This window comes from Robertmurraya sp. FSL W8-0741 (assembly GCF_038004005.1).
GTDB lineage: Bacteria > Bacillota > Bacilli > Bacillales > Cytobacillaceae > Robertmurraya > Robertmurraya siralis.
Map to the genome: position 1 here is coordinate 4,080,396 of NZ_JBBOQG010000001.1, position 24,904 is coordinate 4,105,299.

Consider the following 24,904-nt stretch of genomic DNA (forward strand, 5'->3'; position numbering starts at 1 on the left):
TGTGTGCTACTGAACCTCATTGGAGGTGTAAATATTGAATTTTGGACATTTATGGAAAAAACGCAATCATAGCGAAAATCGGTATGATTAAGCACCGATATAAGCTTTTCGGACCTCATCATTAGAAAAGAGCTCTTCAGAAGTACCTTCGATCACAATTCTGCCATTTTCAAACACATATCCTTTATCAGCAATGGATAACGCAGCGTTTGCATTTTGTTCAGCGAGAAGAATTGTTGTCCCGTCTTTGTTTATATGCTGTATGCTTGTAAACATTTGCTCTACGACCAAAGGTGCCAAACCAATCGATGGCTCATCTAAAAGCATTAATTTAGGCTTAGCCATTAATGCCCTTCCAATCGCAAGCATTTGTTGTTGTCCTCCACTTAATAAACGGGCTGGTTCTTCACGTTTATCGTAAAGGATTGGAAATAGCTCATACACTTCCTTTAAACTTTCTTTTAACTGCATTCTTTTGCTTCGATGTATATATCCGCCCATCATTAAATTTTGATGTACAGACATTTGCGGAAATAGTTTGCGATCCTCGGCACATTGCACAATCCCTGCTTGCACGATGCGATCTGGTGACTTACCGTTGATAGGTGTCCCTTCAAAGTTTACAGTTCCACTAGAAGGTTTTAGCAAACCGCTAATGGTTTTAAATGTTGTCGTTTTGCCTGCCCCGTTTGCACCAAGTAAAACCACAATTTCCCCTTCACTGACCTCAATATCAATTTGTCTTACAGCTGCATACTTTCCATAGTTGACCGTTACACCTTTTAATTTAAGCACTCGCACCGCTCCCCCCTAAGTAGGCTCGGATGACTTCTTCATTCTTATTGATTTCACTTGGTGTTCCTTCCGCAATCTTTTCGCCATAGTTTAGTACCATAATATGGTCAGCTAAATCCATAATCATGCGCATCTTATGCTCAATCAAACAAACGGTAATACCTTGGTTGACCATTTTTTTGATTAAATAGGCCAATGATTCTGTCTCATCTGGGTTCACTCCAGCAGTTGGCTCGTCAAGGAAAACAATCTCTGGCTCGGTAGCCAATGCTAAGGCAAATGCGACACGTTTCTTTTCCTCTTGGGAAATATTGGCGACAAGCTGATGGCCAATATGTGAAAGCTCAGTGAATTCCAATACCTCCAATGCCTTTTGTTTACACCTTTCCTCTTCCTCCTTTAACCGTTTTGTCCTAAATATGGCATCGAACAAATTTGATTTCGTCCTTAATCGATGACCGACCACGACATTATCAAACACTGTTGCCATTTCAAATAGATTCGTTGTTTGGAAAGTCCTCGCCAAACCTAACTCGGCAACTTTGTTCGCTGGCACATGAGTAATATCCTCACCCTTATAGAAAATTTGTCCGCTAGAGGGGCGATGAACACCGGTTATAAGGTTAAAAAATGTTGATTTCCCCGCACCATTCGGACCAATGATGGCATTGACCTTCCTCTCCTCAATATTGAAATCAACATTTTTAACAGCAACTAATCCACCAAATCGCTTGGTCAGTTGTTTCGTTTGTAAGATCAAGTCTAGCCCTCCTTTGCTCTTGCATCTTTTAAAACCGCAGATATTTTTCGTTGGCGCTGGTGGTATTTTGTTATCACAAACCCAACAATTCCACGTGGTGAAAAAATAATGAGAAGGGTGAGCAATGGGCCAAAAATAAGCATTCGATAATCCTGTAAAAATTGAAGATTTTGCGATAATAACACGATTAAAAAGGTGCCAACAATTGGGCCAGATAATGTACCAATTCCTCCTACAATTAAATATGTTAAAAAGTCAAACATGATCGTTGTATAAGAGATTTCTGGTCCGATAAAGCGGATAAAGCTTCCGTATAGAGCGCCTGCAATTCCTGCAAAAAAAGTCGAGAGGACAAAAGACAACAACTTATTTTTCGTTGTAGAAATGCCAAGTGATAAGGCAAGCTCCTCGCTGTTGCGAATCGCAATGAATGTACGACCAGTTAAAGAATGAACGATTCTATAGACCATTAGGATACAAAGAAGCGTGACCACGAGGACAAAATAATACTGTGATAGTGGTGTAGTAAATGAAATTGGTCCGATATTGGCTGGAGCTGGAATACCGATTAAACCACGTACGCCGCCAGTTAACGAATCCCACTTATCGATGACTAAATAAATAATATAGCCAACACATAACGTATAGATGGCGAAAAAATGTTCTTTCGTTCTAAGAGCAATAAGTCCAATAAATGAACCGATAATCATTGTGATAATAAGAGAAATTAGAAAGGCCAACCAAAAGCTTAATTCTGCCTTGACGGTCAATAACCCTAAAGAATAGGCTCCAATCGCGAAAAAGCCTGCATGTGCCAATGAAAGATAGCCCGTAAAGCCTGCTAGTAAATTCAACCCATACACAGCAATTGACCAAATACAGGCAAGGGTTAATACATGCAAGTAATATTGGTTTTGCAGGACGAATGGGATAACAAACGCTAAAACAATCAAGGCGATGACTGTATTCTTTTTTGTAAAGATGGACGACATCTACACGCCCCCTTTGGCAAAAATACCATTTGGTTTAATCGTTAAGATCAACACAAGTAACAGAAATGCAATGATGTCCTTGTAATCGTTTGCTAAATACGTCGCACCTAAGCTCTCCGTAAATCCTAGAATGTATCCGCCAAGGATGGCACCTGGTACACTTCCCATGCCACCAATGATAATGATGACGAACGCTTTTAAGATGACGAGATGCCCCATACCTGGGAATACTAGATTAATAGGAGAGGTTAACGATGCACCAATAGCAGCTAGCGCTCCGGCAATGAAAAACGTCAGCATTGCCACTTTGTTCGTATTAATTCCAACCAGATTTGCCCCTTCACGATTTTGCGCCATAGCAATAATCGTTGCCCCGATAAATGTTTTCTTTAAGAAAGCATATAGAGCGATCATCACAGCAATAGCGGTGATGACAATGATGATTCTCTGCATCGTCAGCGTCAAACCAAAAAGATTCACAACCTGCCCATACGGTGTTGGCATGGTTCGATAGTCCGCCCCCCATAAAAGTTGGGCCAACGCCTCAAGAAATAATAAGATGCCAATTGCTGCAACCTTATCTTGAATAGGTGGTGAATGCCGTAACGGATAGAAGATAAATCGTTCCATTAGTACACTTAATACCCCAACTACTGCCATTGAGACAAGAATGGCAAGGAGATAATGAACGCCAAAATTGGTCATCATCAGAAGCGTTACATAACCACCAACCATATAGAGTGCACCATGGGCAAAATTCGGGATATGCAATATGCCATAGACAAGTGTTAACCCTAAAGCCACTAAGGCATACACGCTCCCAATCGTTAAGCCATTAAACAATTGTTGAATCAATAATTCCATTATCGCACTCCTTTCTTATTTACAAATTTTCTTGAACGGGCTCCTCTTCTTGAAGCTTTATCCAGATTCTTCCCATTCATCGACATTGGCTCCTTAAACTATACGCTCCTTTTAAGCAGCTACCTCCTAATAAAAGCGTTTTCATTTTCTTCTTTTCAGTTACTTTGAACAAGCACGGCTTGATTTCCCGAGATTAGATTCCTCAAGCGTTGAATGACTTTATCATTAGCTCTCGATGTAAAGTAGCGCTTCTTAAGATGTCCGATTGGATGTATCTGCCTCGACTCCCTTTTACTTTCCGGAAAACTGTGGTCCTCGCTTCTCCTTAAATGCACGAACACCTTCTTTATGGTCATTTGTCGTCACAACCGTAGCTTGAGTAATTCTTTCTAGCTCTAACACATCTTCCAATGTTGCGGTTAACGATTGATTGGCAATTTTCTTTATAAACCCGTAGGCAACTGTTGGACCCTGTGCTAATTCAGTAGCGTAAGCAGTCACCTCTTCTCGGAATCTCTCTTTTGTGAAGATTTGGTTTACAATCCCAAGGTTTTTCGCTTCTTCTGCAGTAATGGGCTTTGCTGTGAACAAGAGCTCCTTGGCACGATGGATACCGATTAAACGAGGAAGAAAGTATAAACCACCACCATCTGAAATTAATCCAACTTTTGCAAAGCTTAATATGAACTTTGTATCTTCTTCTGCAACAATTAAATCCGATGCCAATGCTAAATTGAACCCTGCACCTGCTGCATAGCCATGCACGGCGCAGATAATGGGCTTTTCCAATGCCTGCATTTGAATAATTAATTCATTTAATCTTCCAATATGCGCGTATGTTTGTGTTGGTGAACCAGCACCCATCCCTTTTACATCACCACCTGCGCTAAACGCTCGACCCTCTCCACGTAATACGATGACACGGATTTGCTCGTCATCTTTTGCTAACGAAATTTCAGCTTTTAATGTAGAAATCATCTCCGCACTAAATGCATTTAAACGATCTGGACGGTTTAGTGTTAACGTAAGAACACCATTATTCTTTTCAACCTTCACATGATCGGTAGAAGTGATCGTCATTTTTTCAACTCCTCATTCATTTTATTCAAAACTGTACATTTCCCGTTTGTAAACTTAACAATTTGATGGTAGACGCTCTTTTGGGAGGCAAATTTCAATTCGTCTCCATACCCAGCCGAATGTATTTTTCTTCCTACTCTACTCGTCAACAGTACTTTTTCACCATTGTCTTTATTTCCTTCATAAAAAAGATGTGCTGCTATTGCTGAATCTGTTAATGCCCATTGATTACTGCACTGGAACAAGCATTCGATAAAATACCCTGCTCCATAAAAATCCTCTAAATTAAAAGCCCCATGTGAACCTGAACAAACCAACAACACCGTCTCGCTAGAATTTGTGGAGAAGATATGCTTTGCAATAGCCATACTGTTCAGCATAGAAGCAGCATACATCTCTTTCGCTTCTTGAGCATGACGCATCGCAACGGTTCCATTCGTAGTGGAAAGAATGACCGATTTATCCTTAACATGTCTCTTTAAAGCTTGAGGATAAGGGTCTAAAAACCCATTAATCGTTCTCCCTAAATATTCACCTGCTAAACAATAATTCTGATGAACAAAATTCTTCGCAACCTCATGAGCTTCTTCACTATCTTTAACAGGTATAACTTCCTTCGCTCCATTTTCCAATATCATTGCGATCGTCGTTGTCGCCAATAAAATATCAAAAACAACGACCACTTTATCCTTTAATTTCTCTTCTTGTAATTCTTCTTTTTTCATTAATACATGTAGCTTTCGCATCTCGCACACCTTCTCTTTATTTCAAACTTTTTGTAGAGGATTCGCTTGCATATAAAATAAGATTTGTGACAAATTCATTCATATTGGCAAAGCGAGCGTCCTCTGTTTGCCCTTTTCTCCAACGGTAAAAAATCTGCTGACAAATCACTGCTAGTTTGAAATAAGCAAAGGTTAAGTAAAAATGGAAATCTGTTATATCGCGATTGCTATATTTTGCGTATGCTTGTATGAACTGATCTCGCGAATAAAACCCTTTTACAGTTGTAATCAGAGTGTCACCTAAACCTTTTTTGAGCATATCTGAATCATCAGCTTGAATCCAATAACTCATAGCTACACCTAAATCAGCTAATGGATCGCCTACTGTCGTCATTTCCCAATCAAAGACTCCGACAAGGTTTTGAAACGTTTCATCGAACATGGAGTTATTTAATTTAAAATCATAATGAATGATTGCAGGTGCTGAAGATTTTGGGATCGATGCTATCATCCATTTTTTCAATGCTTCAACTTCAGGGATATCTTCTGTTTTTACCCGTTCATAGCGACCAATCCATCCATGAACTTGTCGTTCCATAAAACCTTCCGGCTTCGTAATGGTTGGAAGCTTTGTTTTTTCATATGGAATCTCATGTAAACGTGCAAGATTTTTTGCCATCAAATCAGAAATCCGTGTGCATAATGCTTCGGATACCTCAATATGCTCAGGAAAATCCTGATCGAGTACAATCCCCTTCTTTCTTTCCATAATGAAAAATGGAGCACCTAATAATGTGTCATTACTAAATAATAACGGCTTTGGTGCCGGAGAGTAGGAGGAGTACAGTTCATTTAATATAAAGTACTCTCTTTGCATATCATGTGCTTTAGGAGCAACGGGGCCAAGTGGCGGCCTTCTTAATACCGCTTCCCAATTCCCCTTTTGTAATAAATAGGTCAAGTTTGAGCGGCCTGCTTGAAACTGCCGTATTTGCAGAGGTTCCTCTGGGAGTCCTTCCATATGTTGACTTAAATAGTGTTCCAGTTTATTTAAGTCAAGCTCCTCTCCTTTTCTAACTTGAATGGTCTCTTGTACCATACCCCACACCCTTTTTATCGGAATATTCTGAACTAATAATGTGTATAAACCCTTGTTCCTCCCATCAGCCGCTACATGGATTGCTGATGGGATCCGTTTGGTTGGCAAAACTCATTTGATTAGCATGAAGCCGCTGTTTCAATTCCTCTGGGATTGGAACTGATTGCTGTGTTTCATAATCGAAACAAACAGAGACACATTCCGCATAAGCAATTGGTACTCGAGCTAATTTGTTCACAAGCTCATGGCTTAACTTAAAGCTTTTCGTCCCCACATCGATTACTTTTGTCCTAACAATTAATGCTTCACTTGCATATGCTTGGTGTAAATAATCGCATTTAATCGAAGCTAGTATCATATTAAACTTTTGATTTCTTTCTTTAAAAATCTCTTGAAAAAACTTAGTCCTTGCTTCTTCGAAGTAAAGAAAATAACTTGTATTGTTTACATGTCCAACAGCATCTGTTTCACAGAAGCGTACAAACACTTCTATTTCATGCTGATTTCCCAATGACCTCACAACCTTTTCCTCTGTTAACTTCTCTGATCGATCCCTTCGAGTATTAGTTTTAGATAAAGGTCTGATAGCTCCTCTGCCGATATTTCACCATCTGGATTAAACCAATAATAGGACCGGTTTACCATACCTAGAATCGCGAAAGAAAGGATATCCGTTCGAATCGTTTCATTGAATTCTCCTTGTTGCACTCCTTCCTCAAGGATTTGTTGAAAATTCAACCTAAATTCCTTTCGCTTCATCTTGATCTGATTTAAATTATCTTCATTTAAATGGCGCATTTCACGAAAGACGATGCGTGCCATCTTCCCTTCATCTTTAATTTTGCTAACCGTTAAGTGAATGATCGCTAGCAGTTTTTCTTTATAATTTTTCGATTCATCCTGAAGGATTTCTTTTTGCTCCATTAACAGTCTTTCTAAGTAACTTAGATGTATATCACGAAGAAGCTCTTGTTTACTCTTAAAATAATAGTAGAATGTCCCCTTTGTAACTCCTATTAAGTCGACAATATCTTGAATAGAGGTGTCACTGAATCCCTTCTTATCAAACAAATCAATGCTCTCTTTCATTATTTTTTCCTTCATCATATTCCTCCAAAAACTAGTTGTTGTATGAATCTTTATTTTTCAAAGATTCAATTTATTATAGCATTTCTCTTACTGTCGACTTAATAGTTTTCGAGCTTACGATAGCGGGACAACTCGTTTCGACTTAAGAAAAAACAACATTAAGCCTTCTCTATTAATACAGCAATTCCTTGACCTCCACCAATACAAGCTGTAATGATGGCAAGGCGACCCTTTCTTCTCATCAGCTCATAAACGGCTTTCGTCACTAAAATTGCACCAGTCGCACCTAGCGGATGTCCATGTGCAATGGCGCCACCATTTACGTTTAATTTCTCAATGGGAATATTTAATTCTCGATTCACGGCAATCACTTGTGCTGCAAATGCTTCATTTAACTCAACGAAGTCGATACCATCTAGTGATAATCCCGTTTTTTCAAGCAGTTTTTTCGTTGCGGGAACTGGGCCAATCCCCATAATATTGGGATCCACTCCGGCAACAGTAGATTCTCTTACATACGCTAGCGGCTTTAATTGAAGTTCATCAGCCTTTTCTTTCGACATGACCACTAATGCACTTGCTCCATCATTTAAGCCCGAACTGCTCCCTGCTGTTACTGTACCACCCTCTAAGAAGGCAGGCTTCAACTTTGCTAACCCTTCTAACGTTGTTTCAGGTCTTGGGTGTTCATCCTGAGCGAATACAACCGGCGTCCCTTTTCGTACAGGTATGGTGATTGGGACGATTTGTTCTTTAAATCTATCTTCCTTTACAGCTTCAGCCATTCTTTTTTGACTTAAATAGGCGTATTCATCTTGTTCTTCTCGGGAGATCCTGTATTGCTTTGCTAAATTTTCTGCTGTTATTCCCATAGGGGGATCGCCAATTTCCTCTGGTGAATGTTGAGATTTCCTGAACTTCGGTGGAGAGGCACTATATGGCTTTTCCGCTCGTTCCAGTAAATAAGGAGCACGGCTCATGCTTTCAATTCCTCCAGCTACATAAATGTCTCCTGCCCCTGCCTTAATCGCTTGTGCTGCAAGTGCAACGGCATTCATGCCTGAACCGCACTGACGATCGACCGTGAGCCCAGGAATATTGATCGAAAGCCCTGTTTGTAAAGCGGATAAACGTGCGATGTTTCCGCCACCACTTAACACATTTCCCATGATCACGTCATCGACACTGTCTGCAGATACATCGACACGATGCAACGCTTCCTTAATAACCTCCGCTCCAAAGACATGTGCTGGGACAGTGGCTAAGCTGCCACCTTGACGTCCAATCGCTGTTCGTACAGCAGAAACAATGACCGCTTCTCTACTCATTTCTTCCCTTCCTTTCTACATGGCACTTGTTCCACCATCAACGGCAATCGTCTCTCCTGTAACAAAATCTGACGCCGCTGACGCTAAAAATAGGGCAACCCCTTTCAAATCATGATCAGACCCGAATTTTCGTAACGGAGTTGCTTCAAAGATTTGGTCTCCACCTTTTTCAATAATGACGCGTGACATTTTCGTAGGAAAGAAACCAGGAGCAATTGCATTAACATAAATTCCTTTAGGTCCCCATTTAACGGCCAAATCTCTCGTAAAGGAAATGACTCCACCTTTGCTTGTGTTATAGCCAATAGCATCCATCACTTCAGGTCTTGAGCCTTTTAGCCCTGCCACCGAAGCGATATTAATGATTTTCCCATAGTTTTGCTGAATCATAACTTTACCAGCAGCTTGTGACATTAGGAATGTGCCAACGACATTCACATTGATGACTTTATAAAAGGCTTCTAATGGCATTTCCTCTGCTGGTGCTCCCCACGATGCACCACTGTTATTGACTAAAATATCAATCCGTCCAAATTTTTTTAACGTTTCCTCTATGACATGATCGACCTCTTCTTTATTCGTAATGTCACATTTTAAAGCGAGTGTTTCAACCCCTAACCCTTTTAATTTCTCACTAACTTCAAGACAATTTTCCAGTTTACGAGAGCAAAGGACGATATTGGCTCCAGCTTCAGCATAAGCTGTGGCAATTTGTTCCCCTAAGCCACGTCCACCACCTGTGACAATGGCTGTTTTCCCTTGCAAACTAAATAACTCCTTAACGTGCATGCTCCTTTTCCCTCCCTTGTTTGCGATACTTTTGCAACTCATATTTGGCAATCGCACGTCGATGCACTTCATCAGGGCCATCAGCAAGACGTAGTGTTCGAATATTTGCCCAGCTTGACGCTAGAGGAAAATCATCGCTCACTCCTGCAGCTCCTAAAGCTTGAATGGCATGATCAATGATCTTCAACGCCATATTCGGAGCGACAACCTTGATCATGGCAATCTCGGCTTTTGCTGCTTTGTTTCCGACGGTATCCATCATATAAGCAGCTTTAAGCGTCAACAGCCTCGCTTGCTCAATTTCAATACGAGCATCGGCAATCCATTCTTGAATCACCCCTTGCTCAGCTAACTTTTTTCCGAATGCTTCTCGATTTGTAACCCGTTCACAGAGGATTTGTAATGCACGTTCAGCAGCCCCAATCGTTCTCATACAATGATGAATTCTCCCTGGACCAAGGCGTCCTTGAGCAATTTCAAACCCCCTCCCTTCGCCAAGTAACATATTGCTAGCAGGCACTCGCACGTTGTCATAGACAATTTCCCCATGCCCATGTGGAGCATGATCATAGCCAAATACGGGAAGCATCCTTTTAATCGTTACTCCTGGGGTATCTAAAGGGACGAGAATCATGGATTGCTGCTTATGCTTTTCTGCATGCTCATCATTTTTCCCCATCACAATCGCTATTTTGCAACGGGGATCTCCAGCACCAGAAGACCACCACTTCGTTCCATTGATGACGTACTCATCCCCGTCTCTTTTGATGCTTGCACGAATATTGGTAGCGTCCGACGAAGCTACATCTGGCTCTGTCATCGAAAAGCATGAGCGAATTTCCCCGTGTAAAAGTGGTTCCAGCCACAATTGTTTTTGCTCTTCAGTTCCGTAACGAACAAGCACTTCCATATTGCCTGTGTCAGGTGCCGCGCAATTAAACACTTCTGGTGCCATACCTGAACGCCCCATAATTTCACAGAGTGGTGCATATTCTAAATTCGTCAGTCCCGCCCCATATTCACTCTCTGGCAGGAACAGATTCCATAATCCTGCCTCTTTTGCTTTTTGTTTCAACTCTTCCATAATCGGAGGGGTTTCTGAAAAAGGATTTTCTTTATTGATTTCGTTTACGTATGTTTGTTCATTTGGATAAATGTAATCCTCCATGAACTTGGTTAACTTTTTTTGATAGTGTTTCACTTTGTCTGAATAGTCGAAGTGCATTCCATCACTTCCTTTCAATCAATGTTTTGCAAACACTACTTTTCCTTTAATGACATCCTTTTCTTTTTGATTCACAGCACGCACACTAAATATAAAAGCATTCTCTGTCTCTTCTGATAAAACAGCCTTTAATGTGATGACATCACCTAAAAACACCATACCTGAAAAGCGAATTTGGTAGTCTTTCATAAACCCGATCTCATGATAGGGTGTGAATAATTTTGCTAAATTCCCCATTGTCCACATCCCATGAGCGATTACACCAGGTAGCCCAGCTTTTGATGCTTCTTCATCAATTGTATGGATCGGGTTAAAATCAAGTGATGCTCCAGCATATTTTATTAAATCCAAGCGAGAGACAGGCGGCAAAGTCACTTCTGACAATGATCCCCCAACTTTTATTTGCGTTAAGCTATTCATACCTTCATCGCCTTCCTTACAGCTTCCGTAATAATGGCCGTCATTTCTTCTGTAAAAATCAAGTTTCCTTCTGGGTCTTCGCCGTATCGTTTAATCACAACAAATCCCATCAAGCCATTGCCGCCTGTCTTTTCATAGTAATTTTGTAATTCGGTATAGCAGTACACTTCTTCTCCCACAAATAATGGCCGCTTAAAAATATAACGTTGCTCTCCATGAATTAATCCTTTACTTGGAAGTTTTACTTGTTCAAGAACGCCGAAGTCGAACACCCTTGGATAAGTTGGCGGAGCAATGTTACGGCCATACTTCGATTTTCTTCCATACTCCTCATCGACATAAATAGGATGAAGATCACCAATACTTTCTGCGAACTGTTTCACACGACCATGTTCAACGAAATTTTTTACTTTGTTTGATTTACTTCCGATTAAATCATGAAACATCGATATCCCACCTTTTTCTATCCTTCGGTCTGAATGTCGTTTAATAGCGCAATATCATAACAAGTGTCCGAATGCTTACCCGATAGCCTTTTAAGCCTTTGGACCACCTGCTACATAAATGACCTGCCCATTCACAAAGGATGACTTCTCATCTGCAAAAAAGGTAACGGCATTGGCAATGTCCTCTGGTTTTCCACTTCTTCCAACCGGAATCTGCGAAACACTTGCTTTAACCAATTCCTCAAATGGAATTCCAATTCTTGCCGCAGTGGCTTGTGTCATCTCCGTTTCAATGAAGCCTGGTGCAACCGCATTGCAAGTTACCCCGAATTTACCGAGTTCGATCGCTAATGTTTTCGTGAAGCCCTGTAGACCTGCTTTAGCCGTTGCATAATTTGCCTGGCCACGATTTCCTAAAGCCGATGTAGAGGATATATTGATGATTCTTCCGTATTTTTGTTCAATCATATATTTTTGTGCTGCCCTTGTTGCCAAAAATGCTCCTTTTAAATGGACATCCATGACTTGTTCCCAATCATTATCTGTCATTTTAAATAGGAGATTATCACGAATAATTCCAGCATTATTCACGAGAATATCGAGCGAACCGAACGCTTGAACAGCACCATCGATCGCAGCTTCTACTTCATCTGCATTTGTAACATTTGCCTTTGTTGCACGCAACTTGTATCCTTTTGCAGCAAATTCATCCTTCATTTGTGCTAATGCCTCTTCATTAATATCGATTATGGCAACATCTGCACCTTCCTCGGCAAATGCAAGGGCAATTCCTTTGCCAATCCCTCTACTGCCACCCGTAATAAATGCTGTTCTCCCTGTAAATCTACCTCGCATTTTCGCTCCTCCTCTTCTAAAATGTTTGCCCAATTTTGATGTGACCTTTTAATAGATTACGAGATATGATAAGACGTTGAATTTCATCTGTACCGTCATAAATTCTCCATAGCCTTGCTTCTCTGTACCAGCGTTCAATAGGCAACTCCCTCGTATACCCCATACCGCCATGAATTTGCAGAACCCGGTCGATAACACGGTTGCCCATATTGGATCCATATAGCTTTGCAATCGATGCGTAATGGCGATTATCTTCGCCTTGATCCAAGGTAAATGCAGCATTTAACACAAGCCATTTGGCAGCTTCAATTTCAACTGCTGAGTCGGCAATCATCCATTGAATCGCCTGTCTCTCGGCGATCGGTTTACCAAACGTTTCACGCTCCTTCGCATAATCAATCGCCATTTGTAGCAGTCTTTCAGCGGCACCCACAGCGCGGGCACCGACAATCCACCTTGCAAAACCGATCCATTCTAAACCGAGGTTATATCCTTTATGCAATTCTCCTAAGATATTTTCTTCTGGAACACGGACTTGATCGAAAACTAAACTTGCTGGCCCCCATTCGCCCATCGTATGAATGTATTCAGATTTCCACCCCATCTCCCGGTCTACGATAAAGCATGTCACTCCTTCTCTTCCTCTAGAAGATTGATGCAGTTCTTTGTCCGTAATCGCTATCGCCATCACAAAATCTGCTTCATTACCACCCGTAATGAATGTCTTCTCCCCATTTAACACCCACTCATTTCCATCTTTTACCGCTGTCATTCGAATTCTTTGTGTATCCGAGCCTGCGGCAGGCTCTGTCATGGCAAAGCATGATTTCTTCGTTCCCTCAATCGTCGGAATGAGATATTTCTGCTTTTGCTCCTCATTTGCGTAGTACAGAATGTTATCGGCAGATCCACCAAATTGGAATGGAACAAATGATTTTGATGTTTCCATGATGACGATCGCCTGCATCATTTGCCCCAAATTTGCTCCACCATACTCCTCTGGAGTGTTAATCCCCCAGAAGCCTGCAGCTTTCGCCTTGTTTACTAACTCTTTTAATTTTTCTTTTGATAATGACGGCTTGCCTTGAATTTCATTTCGTAAAACCTCTGGCTCTAGTGGGATAAGCTCTTTTTCAACAAATTTCCGAATCGTTTCTTGGACCATTTTTTGTTCCTCTGTTAAACGTAAATGCATGTCTCTCTCTCCTTTTGATACTAACTAGTCAGTATGTTTTATTTTTTATAAAGGCGCCTTTCGCAAAACTTGTGGCTTTTTAAAGCATAAATTGGAGAACAATCCAATTCTGATTCAAAAAACGATAACAGTCCGGCGAAAAGGGCCATAGAGTGCCTCTGAACTCGCTTTAGAGATGTAAATGCCGTAGAAAAATATGGGCATTTGCGAACAAACCACAAACGTTGCGAAAACAGCGTTTATAACAGGATGGACGAATGGCGTCAGGCTAAGCTCTTAATTGTTCCTTTAAAGTGCGCTTAAGAATTTTCCCGACTGCGGTTTTCGGGAACTCAGCCATAAATTCAACGAATCGCGGACATTTATACGCGGCTAATTTTTCACGACAGTAGGCGATGATCTCCTCTTCAGTTGCTTGCTCTCCTTCTTTTAAAACGATAAAAGCTTTGATCGTTTCGCCACGATATTCGTCTGGAATGCCAACTACTGCTGCCTCCATTACTTTTGGGTGCTTGTATAGTACATCTTCTATTTCAATCGGGTACACATTATAACCGCTCGCAATAATTAGCTCTTTTTTACGACCAACAATGTAAAAGAATCCATCTTCGTCCATTTTGGCAAGGTCCCCCGTATAAAGCCAACCATCACGAATCGTTTCATCCGTTTCCATTGGCATTTTCCAGTATCCCTTCATCACTTGGGGACCTTTTACAATTAATTCTCCAACTTCACCGATTGGCAACTCCTCTTTACCTGTTGCGATATCGACAATTTTTGAATCGGTATTGGGAATCGGTATCCCGATGCTCCCATGCTTTTGCAACCCGCTTACCGGGTTTCGATGTGTCACTGGAGATGCTTCGGATAGCCCGTATCCTTCTGCTACAGATGTACCGCTTAACTCGTTAAATGTTTCAATTACTTTGACTGGGAGTGGCGCCGAACCACTCGTACACGTTTTAAGAAAGCTTAAATCGAATTTTTTCACTTGATAATAGTTCAATAAGGCAATATACATCGTTGGGACAGCAGGAAAAACAGTAGGCTTTGTCTTTTCAATAATAGAAACGGTTTCTTCCACATCAAACTTTGGAAGAAGGATCATGTTCCCCCCTATGTAAAACGTTAAGTTCATACAACTAGTCATTCCATATACATGGAATAATGGAGAAATCGTTAAAAATCGCTCTTTGCCAAGCTCCGTCGATGTTTCCGAGGTCGAGTAGGATTGAAGGGTGTTTGCTACGAGATTGTAATGGGTAAGCATCGCACCTTTCGAACGACCTGTAGTACCACCTGTATATTGAAGGACAGCAACATCATTTTTTGCATCAATCTCAACTTTAGGGACTGGGTAGCCACGAGTCTTGAGCATTTCGTTAAATTTAGTTTCTTTTTCAAATGAGACTGGGATGATATTAATGAGGGAAGTTTTGTCTTTGATAGCGGTAACTAATGGTAATAATGGTTCGAATACAATGAGCGTTTCGGCTTCTGAATCGTTTAATACATGTAGCAGTTCTTCCGCCTTATACATTGGATTGATTTGCACAACTATCGCCCCACACACAAGAGTGGCATAGTAGCTAATTGGGTATTGCGGACTGTTCGGCAGCATCAAAGCAACGCGATCACCTTTTCCTACACCTAGATGATGAAGTGCTGCAGCTGCATTTTGAATGAGTTGATATAATCCTTGATACGTCATCGTTTTATCGTAGAATGTAACCGCAACTTGATCGGGGTATGTTTTCACAGATTGATAGAACAAATCTTGAAGTGCGATTTCAGGGATGTCAATCGTTGTTGGATTTCCTTCTGGAACATGCTTGAACCAAGGTTTTTCCATGTAAATCCCTACTTTCCATATTATCCTTCCAAAAGATACTGAGCGGTCAGTATTTTCAGAGTATTCAATTAACATTATAAATCAACCGAAAGCGAAGTCAATATTTTTTTGTAAGCGAATACAAAAAATCTCGGTCATGAAATTTTCTGCAAATGCTCGCCACGATTCTTTTCAGCCCATTCTCGTGCATTCAGCCATTTTTATATCTTCTTAACCTTATTGCAGCTGCCATTGATGCAAAGCGAAACTTACTTTCAAGTGTTATGGTAATTCCAATAATCAATGGGATATAAAAAAACTCGTGCTTCTTGTTAAAGTACGAGTTTTAAATGCATTGTGTACAATGATATTTTTGCATTATACACAGCCGCTTTTCTCCCATATTCACAGTTGATTGTCGTTACCGTTAGACTGCTTGAACGTTTTAGAGTGAACTTTCTAACTCTGCTATCTGTACTAACAATTCATTCAATGGGGAGTGAGAATGAAAAGATAGACTACGATCCTGTAATCGATTTAAATAACCTGGATGATAGGTGCGGAAAGATAGGGCTGGCAAACAGGTGCTTGAACAATTCAACCACTGCTTCTTTTTGAAGGATTTATGTAATTTAAACTCAATATTAGGAATATAACTTTTTAAATGCTTATCATACGAATGTCCTGTCCAGAACACCACTACATGGGGTTTTAGAATTTTTAGTTCTTCATGAAAGACATCAAAAGATTCTTTATTTATCTGCAAAATCTGTTCGTTTGGTTCCCCTATTTCCTTTGCTTTACCGATTTTCAGTATATTGTTCCAAACAAGCGAAACTTTTTTGTTAGGATATTCCTCCTCTATTGCTTGCTGCCATTTACGAATATATTGCCAAAAAGGACTCTTGCTACTCCCTTGCTTGTTTAAAAAAGCACGATACGTTTTCAGTAATTGGTCGATATTACGTGTTCCAAATGCTCCTTCCCAATCATTCGTTTCTTTTCCGACAAACATGACTCGCAAATCCGATTTTAAATATTCATCCTCATCTGGCAAGGAAATCAACAATGGATGGGTAGGGGCATATTCGCTCTCATCTTTCAATCTTTGAGTTAAGTTATCCCATTTGGAAACATATACCTCTTTTAAACTATTATTTATAGACATAACCGAATCCTCTTTCATAGATTTTCTGCAGCTTGAAATGTATGCTTTACTTTTTAAAGATAAAACAAAACTGCACCCCATCACAATAATGACATAAGAGTACAGTTATTTACAGATAATTAAAATATCTTTTTCAACTGCTAAAAGTTGATTGCTCTCAAAGTCTATAGATTGGAGAAATAGAGATGAAAGAATATCTTAGTCAATATAAAATCTGTAGCAAAGAAATTGGGTGTGAAAATGGTTAGTTTTTTTAATCGGATACTCATTATTTTTGCTTTGAGTGTGGTAAGAGAGAAACAGGTATCGGAAAAAAGCGAGGACGGATCTACTGTTTCGCGGTGAAACACTAGATCCGTCCCTCTCTTTTTATTAGTGAACTGATACTGGGACAAATTCGAACTTTGTCACATCAACTAGTCCTAAATCGGTGATTTTCAACTTTGGAATCACAGCTAAGGACATGAAACCTAAGGTCATGATTGGATCGACATTCTCTGCAATTCCCAATACTTCACGGGCCACTTTATTAACTTTACTTTGTTGTTCAACAACTTCTTCTCCAGATAGATTACTCATCAACCCACCTACCGGCAAGGCCATGCTACAAATAACTTCACCATTGTTCACTAAGACGACTCCACCGTCTTGTTTTTTCAGACTCTCAACGGCCAATGCCATGTCCTCATCGTTCGTTCCTGTCACAATCAAATTATGGGAATCATGGGCAATGGATATCCCAATGGCCCCTGTTTTGATTCCATAATCCTTCAATAAACCAACGAATACATTTCCCGTGTTTTTGTGCCTCTCGATAACGGCAATTTTTGAAATTTCCTTCTCTGGATTGTACACAAATTCGCCTGACTTATCGCGATCCACATCAACGATCGCTTCGTTCGTCAATGCTTCCGTTTGAATTACTTCAATCGCTCTTGCTTTATTGTTTTCTAGTTTTAAACGAAGCTTCTCTTTTGTAAAATCACCGATATGAACACTGGATTGAACAGCAGAAATATCTGCTCTTGTAATCGGAGAAATATACTTTCCTTCTTCAGCAACTAGTTTCCCATCAATATAGGTTTGTTCAACAACAAGCTTGTCCAAATCACTGAAAATAACCAAGTCAGCTTTTAATCCAGGGGCTACAGCTCCTCGATCATCAAGTTGACAGCATTGTGCTGTATTAAGGGTGGCCATCTGAATGGCTTGGATCGGGTCCACCTTTTCTTCTACACAAATACGAATGGCATTGTCCAAATGTCCTTTTTCTAAAATCGTTTTGGCTTGGACATCATCCCCGCATAATACGCAGCGACGAGCGTTTTGAGGCGTAACCCCTTTTAGCAACGTACGTAAATTCTGGGTAACAGACCCTTCTCGTAGAAAAACATACATCCCGCGTGAAACACGAGCCTGCAGTTCTTCAACAGTCGAACATTCGTGATCGTTTTCCACTCCAGCCGCAATGTAGGCGTTAAGCTCTTTTCCACTTACCATCGGACTGTGCCCATCGATTCGTTTCTTTAGATTTTTCGCTACAAGAAGCTTGTCTAAGACACTGTCCTCGGCCCCGATCACACCGGGGAAATCCATAAATTCAGCCAGTCCCTCGACCATTCCTTCCTCTAATGGAGCCACCATATCTGAAGCCGTTAATATAGCCCCTGCATTCTCCATATTCGTTGCCGGCACACAGGAAGGGAGCATGTATTGAATGTCTAACGCCGTATGCTTTGCCGCTTCAATCATATATTCCAGCCCTTTTAGCCCTGCGACATTGACGATCTCGTGCGGGTCGGCCATGACCGTCGTCGTTCCATGGGGGACAAGTAAACGGCCAAATTCTTCCGGAGTCACATAAGAGGATTCGACATGAATATGGGGGTCAATAAATCCAGGAGCGATATATTTCCCCTTTACATCAACAACCTCTTTCCCTTCATATTCTTCCCCAATCCCAGCAATTTTCCCTGCTACGATCGCCACATCACCTGTCATGATCGTTCCTTGATACACATCAACAATGTTCCCATTTTTCAAAACTAAATCTGCTGGTTTTCGCCCTGCAGCTACATCAATGAGGTGTGCCAATTCGCTTTTTTTCATCTTGTTTTCCCCCTATATCCGAAAATAAAAAAAACCGAAGACCTTAACTCCCTATCATCTTGAGGAGCAAGTTCTTCGATCTATATGCCGAAAAAGAACAGGTTGCAGACTATCAATCTCTTCCTATTCATTGCACCTCATAGTCAGTTCATTTACGGTGAACTGGTAGAAACTTGCAGGCCATATTCCTGCTATTATATGAGTGAACTTTATGCAGTTTTTGATTAAGTTGTATTATAGCATGGATTTATTGGAATTCAACAGGATAGCAAATAATCAAATAATTCGTATAATCGCTTTTTGAAGAGGATTGTAGATTAAAGGAACAGTCTCATTACTTATCAGATAGATGCCCTAGCAATATCCATTTTTTACGACCATTCATTTTTTTTCGTCTTTTCCAATTTCTTTAACAAACTTTTTTTGCTTCTCAAGGCGAAGCCACCTCTTCAAAAAAAGGGACAACTGAATTTTCATTGTTTCAGTGTCTTTACCATATAGTCATAAGTATGACCATTAATCTGTATCTCTTTATCTTTTTGATACCCTATCCGATTGTATAACTTTTTTGCACTGGGATTATCCTTGGCAACATTGAGGGATATTCGGTCATACCCCTTCTGCAACGCTAATTCTTCAGCCTTCCGCAGCAATTCTGTTCCAATTCCATGCCCCTGAAACTTCGGTGAGACAGAAAGTGTATCAATATAGAAATCGCCAACATCCGCCTCTTGGTCAAAGAAAATGTTCTGATTCCTTGTTTTTCTTCTTAAATGTTCGAGTAAAGGCATGTCCAATTGTGAGGTATCATCTCCAGAGTAGGTTACGATTATGCCAGCGACCTCATCAAAAATATCCGCAATCAACACATTTTGATAGCTAACACGATTGGTTTCTTCACAAAAAAAGTTTATGAGTGTCCTTCGAATATTTTTAACCTTCGTTTGACCGGTCAATTGCTCAGCAATATCTCCAATTGCGAGATGGATCAGCTCTACAACCTTATTTGCATCTTTTTTGCTAGCTTGTCTGAACTTCAATTCTTTCGGGATTATTTCTTCCCGACGTAGTCCAGATGTGGCACCGCCATCCGTGTGGCCATCTATAAAATAAACTTCATCATTTCTATTATCTTCAAAATGATAATTCTTCTTTTTCATGATTACACTCCGATGTCATATTTGATTCTATTATAATCGCAAAATCGAAATAAGTAGGTGGATTTGTAGTTTTTCAAACTTTCCATTTCCTATTTTAGTTTCTATGTCCTTTTCTATGACTAAATTATTCCCAGTGGAGTACACGCAGCGCTGGTTTTTTAATTGGTAAATGACTATTTTTCTAGAAGTATTTGGTCGTGCTCAATCTCAAAATTGGCTTTCATGACTTTTGAAAAATTCAAAGTATGTACGGACGTTTTCTAATTCCGTCCAGCGTCTCACCTTAACAGGGTTTTCATCAAGATTATAAATTTTTGCTCCCCTCATGGATAACAGAAATGGAGAATGTGTTGATATGATAAACTGGCATCCAAAAAATCGAGCAGAGTCTTCAATAAATTTCATCAATTCCATCTGACGTTTGGGAGAAAGACTATTTTCCGGCTCATCCAAAATATAAAGTCCATTTTCGCCAATTTTTTCTGTGAAATACTTAAATGCACTTTCCCCATTCGAATACTCTCTCACATTATCCATCAATTCATTTCTAACAAAACGAGACTGTGTATTACTTCTGGCTGCGTTTACTTTTACGAGCTGCTCATAATCTGCCATAGACTTCATCTGAAAATGGGAATATTTCGCATCCAAATACTCCTCAAAGAGCTCTTCCCGTTTTTGGTCAATTCCCTCATTGAGATTTCGGATATTCAACATATAATCAAATACATCATCACTAGTAATAATCCTGCTATTTTCAGGAATGTCTGCTTTCAACTGCATATGACACATATTGATATAATCAGGGTAGAAGTTAGATTTATTATAGATAGAATCACGTTTGATTCCCGCTTTTTCTGCTATCACATTTAATGCAGTTGACTTTCCTGAACCATTGCCACCATATATGATCGTCACTGGCTCAAAAACAATCGATTCAAAGCATTTTTTCGATAAAATCTTAAATGGATAAAACGAGTCATAGCACGTTCTTTTTATATTCATGAAAAAGTCGAATTCCATATCCTCATTCGGAAATGAAAAAGCATGTAAATAAACCATACTTTCCTCCTTAACTACTGAATCTCTTTTACTCCATTATAATAAGATTCAGACTGACTTTGCGAATTCTGAGTAAATTTAGTCTAATACAAATATCAAAATGACTGATATGAAATGTATGGCTATCTCTGAAATTTTTATAACTAGAGCTTGGAGAATATCTTTTAAAATCAAAAGTACCAGTTCACAGTAGTGGTTTTCATTGCTGTTGAAACCTCTCTTACCACTCCCATTCACTTCATGTATAATACTTTTTTTCCTTCTATAAGCCTATCGGCGCTCCAAACATTTTTATAAAAAAAGACTAATAAGTATTTGAGTCTACTCATTAGTCATAATGTTTAAAGCTTTTATTTAGTTACCTCTGCCATGATGTTAACGAATTGTAATTCTCTCGTCGTTTCTACAATATAGTCTGCTTTTGCTAAGTGCTCTTTTGAGCCTACACCAATAGCAAACATGCCTGCTGCTTTAATCGCATCTACGCCGGCTTGAGCATCTTCAATACCAACACAATCTGCAGGGCTTACACCCAAGCCATCTGCACCCGTTAAAAATGTTTCAGGATGTGGTTTACCATGCTCAACCTTGGCTGCATCGACAATATAATCGAAGGAATCAAGTAATTGTAACCGGTCCAAGACAATTTTTGCGTTTTTACTTGCAGACCCAAGCGCTAATTGAAGTCTATGTTTTTTAATATCCTCAATTAATTCCCTGATCCCTGGAAGAATATCATTTGGCGTCATATCTTTTATCAACGTGGTGTAATGTTCATTCTTTCTTGTCGCAAGTGCCGCTAATTCTTCCTTTGAAAAGCTTAGTTTTGGGTTTAATGTAAGAATGTGCTTTAGAGAATCCATTCTACTCACCCCTTTTAATTGTTCATTGAAATCACGGTCAAAGGAAATACCTATATCTTCTGCTAACTGTTTCCAAGCTAAATAATGATATTCTGCTGTATCTGTAATAACCCCATCAAGGTCAAAAATAAAAGCCTTTACTTGTTTACCCATGGATAAAAACTCCTTATATGTTAAGAATCGAAGGAAAGCTAAGGACGTTCCAGGACAAATTTCCTGTATCTCACAAAAGGGAAAACAATATTCCATCCACTCTCACACTTTTGACAATACTGTTTTCCTTTCCATTTTTGACAGTCATCATTTCCTAAAATAATCAATATTGAAGTTTGCTTCTCTTTTCAGGTAAGCATGGACTGTTAGAACCGGTAGTTTAAATCGTCTACTGCCTATTTCCTTGCTTTAGCCACTTGATGCTAAGATCAAACCATTGCGGAATACTTAACCCTTCAATTTGCTCAGCAGGTTTAACAGCGTCTGTACAGATAGACATTCCATGTGGACCTTTTTCAAAGAGATGAAGTTCGCTTGGAACTTGAAATTCATGTAGTTTCATACCTAGCTGCCACAGGTCCGTTGGCGGGATAAGCGTATCCTCGTAGGTGCCCCATATAAACGTTCTTGGCACACGATCATGAATGTAGTTTAATAAGTTTAATGACGCCTTCTCCTCTTCTGTCGGGTTTTCCTTCCCAAGTAGAATTTCATGAATACTAGGCCCTCTCATGTCTGGAATGAGTCCCTTTTCCATCAATTCAATCACGTATGCTGGCGTCTCCGAATTTCTTAACTGTAACGTCACTGCTGGGTAACCTAGGATAAGATGATTAGGCTTTATTTGTTCAATAGGAAGCTGAAGATCTTTTGTCAGGAAATCTTCTTGATGATAAATTCCTAAGCTTAAGGCTAAATTTCCTCCAGCAGAAAAACCTACTACCGCGATGTTATCTTTATCCACTAGCCAGTCAACCGCATTTTCCCTAATAATAGACATAGCCTTAGCTAATTCCTTTAAGGCGGTTGGAAAGGGGTTATCAATTTTAACTGAATACGTTAAAACGAAAGCATGATACCCTCTTTGAGCGTAGGCGATCGCTACAGGTTCTCCTTCATTCCGTGAAATCATCGTATAGCCTCCGCCAGGACAGATCAGTACTGCTGGCCGTACGGTATTCTTCGTTTCATATTCTCCATCATCTAAAACGTAAGTGGTTAATGTAGCATCAGAATGCTCAAATAGTTTAATTGTTTTGTTGATCACGTATAGCACCTCATTATAGTCGGGTATCCCACTTTCCACAAAATGGATCTACTGGGCTCTTACCTTTAAATTCTGACTTTCCGAGCATTTTTTCAATTAATAATGGAAGGGTATAATCATTCATTCCGTACGTATTAATAAACGTTTTCACTCTGGGAACATCTAACAAGTGGTACGGATTTTCTGTAGAAATAAAGATGGTTGGGATCGAGTTCATATAGATGGGAACATTAACCCCCATTGGATTGATCCATTCGATTCTAACTGTCGTCTGATTTGATTTAGTTGCAAGATTACACAAATAAATGATTAAGTCATAGTTCTTTTTCATCTCTTCAAAAGAGGCTTGTAGCCCTTCATAGATCCCGGTCGGCTCAAATCTAGTAACCTCAAATCCCTCTTTTTCCAATAAAGGAATAAACGTTTTTGCTAATCCAGACGCTTTATTATACCCTAGTGCGTTTGCTTCACTTTCGATATCGTAAAGGAGAATACGCTTATATTTTGTTGGCGATAGAGGAAGTACACCTTTTTCTTCCTTCACTAAAGTGATCGACTGATCGGCTACCTCTTTCGCTACTCGAAGATGCTCTTCTCTTCTGAGCGAATCGTTGGCTACCTCTAGGGAAGGGACATTGTTTCCTTTATGAAGTTGTAAGGATGCTTTAAGGCCAAGTATTCTAAGCACAGCATTGTTTAGTCGTTGTTCGGATAACAAGCCCTTTTCATAGCCTTGCTTCATAAAGTGAATATCCTCTTCTAAATTCTTCGTGAATAAAAACATGTCACAACCGTTTTCTATCGCTTTAGGTACGAGCTCATCTCTGCCCATCGCAATATTCATCCCTGCCATTGTCGTAGCATCTGTAATGATCAGACCATTGAAATTTAATTTTTCACGAAGTAAACCGTTTAGAAGCTCGCTAGCCAATGATGCCGGAAGAATATCCTCATCTTTCAATTGCGGATTCAAGTGTTTGGAGTATTCAGGTAAAGCAATGTGACCTACCATAACTGTCATTGCCCCCGCATCAATTAATTCCTGATAAACCATACCAAAAGTCTGATCCCATTCCTCCGTGCTAAATGTATTAATGGAGGTGACCAGATGCTGATCACGATCATCTACCCCGTCACCTGGAAAGTGCTTAATAGAGGTAGCGACTCCATGATCCTGACACCCCTTTACATATTGAAGCCCCATGTTCTTTACTTGTTCTGGGTCACTACCGAACGTTCTCGTATTTGTAATTGGATTTTGAAAATTATAATCAATATCTATCACAGGTGCGAAAGCATAATTCGCTCCAACACTCTTTCCTTCAGTAGCACATATTTTCCCTAATTCATAAGCATATTTCGGGTCGTTTGTTGCGGAAATGGCTAGATTAGAGCCAATTTTCGTCCCATCACTCGTAATTCCCGTTCCACCAGCTTCTAAATTGGCAGCAATCAGCAAAGGTATTTTAGAGCTGGACTGCAATGTGCTCACTGTACCAATAACGCTTTCCTTATCCATCGCTCGGCACATTAAACCACCAATTCCAATATCCTCTGTTAGATGAGACAAAAATTCTTCATCCTGTTTATAGCCAACCATGAAGAAGAGCTGTCCGATTTTCTCTTCAGTTGTAAGCGAATCGAATGTGCTTTTGACCCAAGCGATTTCTTCATCATTTAAGTTAAAGGGTTTATTACGTAATTTATTTATGTTCATAAGTACCTCCAACATCTTCAGAGTGCTCTCTTGCTTTCTTGTTTTATTACCAGGCTTCGAATCTGTTATTC

The 24,904-nt window shown here is 39.9% G+C and carries 24 protein-coding genes and 1 riboswitch; all 24 genes read right to left on the reverse strand.

What is annotated here, in order from left to right; translation table 11 throughout:
• Window positions 1-87: 87 nt before the first annotated feature.
• Entirely contained in the window at window positions 88-795 is a 708-nt protein-coding gene (locus NST02_RS19875; protein WP_095309206.1) for an ABC transporter ATP-binding protein, read from the reverse strand.
• The gene (locus NST02_RS19880) at window positions 788-1,555 is read right to left on the reverse strand and encodes an ABC transporter ATP-binding protein (protein ID WP_095309204.1); all 768 of its coding nucleotides are present in this window, start codon (window positions 1,553-1,555) and stop codon (window positions 788-790) included. Before NST02_RS19880 ends, NST02_RS19875 begins: the two co-directional genes overlap by 8 nt.
• A 2-nt stretch (window positions 1,556-1,557) precedes the next feature.
• A complete protein-coding gene (locus NST02_RS19885; RefSeq protein WP_095309202.1) occupies window positions 1,558-2,547 on the reverse strand; it encodes a branched-chain amino acid ABC transporter permease in 990 nt (329 codons plus the stop codon).
• Window positions 2,548-3,411: a branched-chain amino acid ABC transporter permease gene (locus NST02_RS19890; protein WP_095309200.1), complete on the reverse strand. Its 864-nt coding sequence runs from the start codon at window positions 3,409-3,411 to the stop codon at window positions 2,548-2,550.
• A 291-nt stretch (window positions 3,412-3,702) separates the two neighbouring features.
• The gene (locus tag NST02_RS19895) at window positions 3,703-4,491 is read right to left on the reverse strand and encodes an enoyl-CoA hydratase/isomerase family protein (protein WP_095309198.1); all 789 of its coding nucleotides are present in this window, start codon (window positions 4,489-4,491) and stop codon (window positions 3,703-3,705) included.
• The gene (locus NST02_RS19900) at window positions 4,488-5,237 is read right to left on the reverse strand and encodes a 2-phosphosulfolactate phosphatase (protein WP_095309196.1); all 750 of its coding nucleotides are present in this window, start codon (window positions 5,235-5,237) and stop codon (window positions 4,488-4,490) included. Before NST02_RS19900 ends, NST02_RS19895 begins: the two co-directional genes overlap by 4 nt.
• A 16-nt stretch (window positions 5,238-5,253) precedes the next feature.
• Complete coding sequence (locus NST02_RS19905; protein WP_137744633.1) at window positions 5,254-6,315, reverse strand: phosphotransferase family protein; 1,062 nt, start codon at window positions 6,313-6,315, stop codon at window positions 5,254-5,256.
• A gap of 64 nt (window positions 6,316-6,379) precedes the next feature.
• Entirely contained in the window at window positions 6,380-6,826 is a 447-nt protein-coding gene (locus NST02_RS19910) for an acyl-CoA thioesterase (protein ID WP_340949638.1), read from the reverse strand.
• A 23-nt stretch (window positions 6,827-6,849) separates the two neighbouring features.
• Complete coding sequence (locus NST02_RS19915; protein ID WP_340949639.1) at window positions 6,850-7,422, reverse strand: TetR/AcrR family transcriptional regulator; 573 nt, start codon at window positions 7,420-7,422, stop codon at window positions 6,850-6,852.
• Between the two features lie 140 nt (window positions 7,423-7,562).
• Window positions 7,563-8,732 (reverse strand): thiolase family protein, encoded by a 1,170-nt coding sequence (locus NST02_RS19920; RefSeq protein WP_137744635.1) that lies wholly within the window; start codon window positions 8,730-8,732, stop codon window positions 7,563-7,565.
• Between the two features lie 15 nt (window positions 8,733-8,747).
• Window positions 8,748-9,521, reverse strand: coding sequence for an SDR family oxidoreductase (locus tag NST02_RS19925; RefSeq protein WP_137744636.1), 774 nt, complete (start codon window positions 9,519-9,521; stop codon window positions 8,748-8,750).
• The gene (locus NST02_RS19930; protein ID WP_340949640.1) at window positions 9,511-10,746 is read right to left on the reverse strand and encodes an acyl-CoA dehydrogenase; all 1,236 of its coding nucleotides are present in this window, start codon (window positions 10,744-10,746) and stop codon (window positions 9,511-9,513) included. The genes NST02_RS19925 and NST02_RS19930 overlap by 11 nt, the downstream gene beginning before the upstream one ends.
• An 18-nt stretch (window positions 10,747-10,764) precedes the next feature.
• Window positions 10,765-11,166, reverse strand: a complete 402-nt coding sequence (locus NST02_RS19935) for a MaoC/PaaZ C-terminal domain-containing protein (RefSeq protein ID WP_137744638.1) — start codon at window positions 11,164-11,166, stop codon at window positions 10,765-10,767.
• Window positions 11,163-11,612 carry a MaoC family dehydratase N-terminal domain-containing protein gene (locus NST02_RS19940; protein ID WP_095309184.1) on the reverse strand — a complete coding sequence of 150 codons (450 nt, stop codon included), beginning with the start codon at window positions 11,610-11,612 and terminating at the stop codon, window positions 11,163-11,165. Before NST02_RS19940 ends, NST02_RS19935 begins: the two co-directional genes overlap by 4 nt.
• A gap of 90 nt (window positions 11,613-11,702) precedes the next feature.
• Window positions 11,703-12,467, reverse strand: a complete 765-nt coding sequence (locus NST02_RS19945) for a beta-ketoacyl-ACP reductase (protein WP_095309182.1) — start codon at window positions 12,465-12,467, stop codon at window positions 11,703-11,705.
• Between the two features lie 16 nt (window positions 12,468-12,483).
• On the reverse strand, window positions 12,484-13,662 hold the full coding sequence (locus tag NST02_RS19950) for an acyl-CoA dehydrogenase family protein (protein WP_137744639.1): 1,179 nt from the start codon (window positions 13,660-13,662) through the stop codon (window positions 12,484-12,486).
• A gap of 268 nt (window positions 13,663-13,930) precedes the next feature.
• Window positions 13,931-15,514, reverse strand: coding sequence for a long-chain-fatty-acid--CoA ligase (locus NST02_RS19955; RefSeq protein ID WP_095309416.1), 1,584 nt, complete (start codon window positions 15,512-15,514; stop codon window positions 13,931-13,933).
• 424 nt (window positions 15,515-15,938) lie between these two features.
• Window positions 15,939-16,661: a hypothetical protein gene (locus tag NST02_RS19960; protein WP_095309179.1), complete on the reverse strand. Its 723-nt coding sequence runs from the start codon at window positions 16,659-16,661 to the stop codon at window positions 15,939-15,941.
• Window positions 16,662-17,033: 372 nt separating this feature from the next.
• The gene (gene ade / locus NST02_RS19965; RefSeq protein WP_340949642.1) at window positions 17,034-18,770 is read right to left on the reverse strand and encodes an adenine deaminase; all 1,737 of its coding nucleotides are present in this window, start codon (window positions 18,768-18,770) and stop codon (window positions 17,034-17,036) included.
• Between the two features lie 120 nt (window positions 18,771-18,890).
• Window positions 18,891-18,992, reverse strand: a riboswitch (purine riboswitch).
• A gap of 251 nt (window positions 18,993-19,243) precedes the next feature.
• Window positions 19,244-19,930: a GNAT family N-acetyltransferase gene (locus NST02_RS19970; protein WP_095309176.1), complete on the reverse strand. Its 687-nt coding sequence runs from the start codon at window positions 19,928-19,930 to the stop codon at window positions 19,244-19,246.
• A 207-nt stretch (window positions 19,931-20,137) separates the two neighbouring features.
• Entirely contained in the window at window positions 20,138-20,992 is an 855-nt protein-coding gene (locus tag NST02_RS19975) for an AAA family ATPase (RefSeq protein ID WP_095309175.1), read from the reverse strand.
• A 350-nt stretch (window positions 20,993-21,342) separates the two neighbouring features.
• On the reverse strand, window positions 21,343-22,008 hold the full coding sequence (pgmB, locus tag NST02_RS19980) for a beta-phosphoglucomutase (RefSeq protein WP_340949643.1): 666 nt from the start codon (window positions 22,006-22,008) through the stop codon (window positions 21,343-21,345).
• Between the two features lie 229 nt (window positions 22,009-22,237).
• Window positions 22,238-23,116 carry an alpha/beta hydrolase gene (locus NST02_RS19985; protein ID WP_340949644.1) on the reverse strand — a complete coding sequence of 293 codons (879 nt, stop codon included), beginning with the start codon at window positions 23,114-23,116 and terminating at the stop codon, window positions 22,238-22,240.
• Window positions 23,117-23,129: 13 nt separating this feature from the next.
• The gene (locus NST02_RS19990) at window positions 23,130-24,833 is read right to left on the reverse strand and encodes a glycoside hydrolase family 3 protein (RefSeq protein WP_340949646.1); all 1,704 of its coding nucleotides are present in this window, start codon (window positions 24,831-24,833) and stop codon (window positions 23,130-23,132) included.
• Window positions 24,834-24,904: the final 71 nt, after the last annotated feature.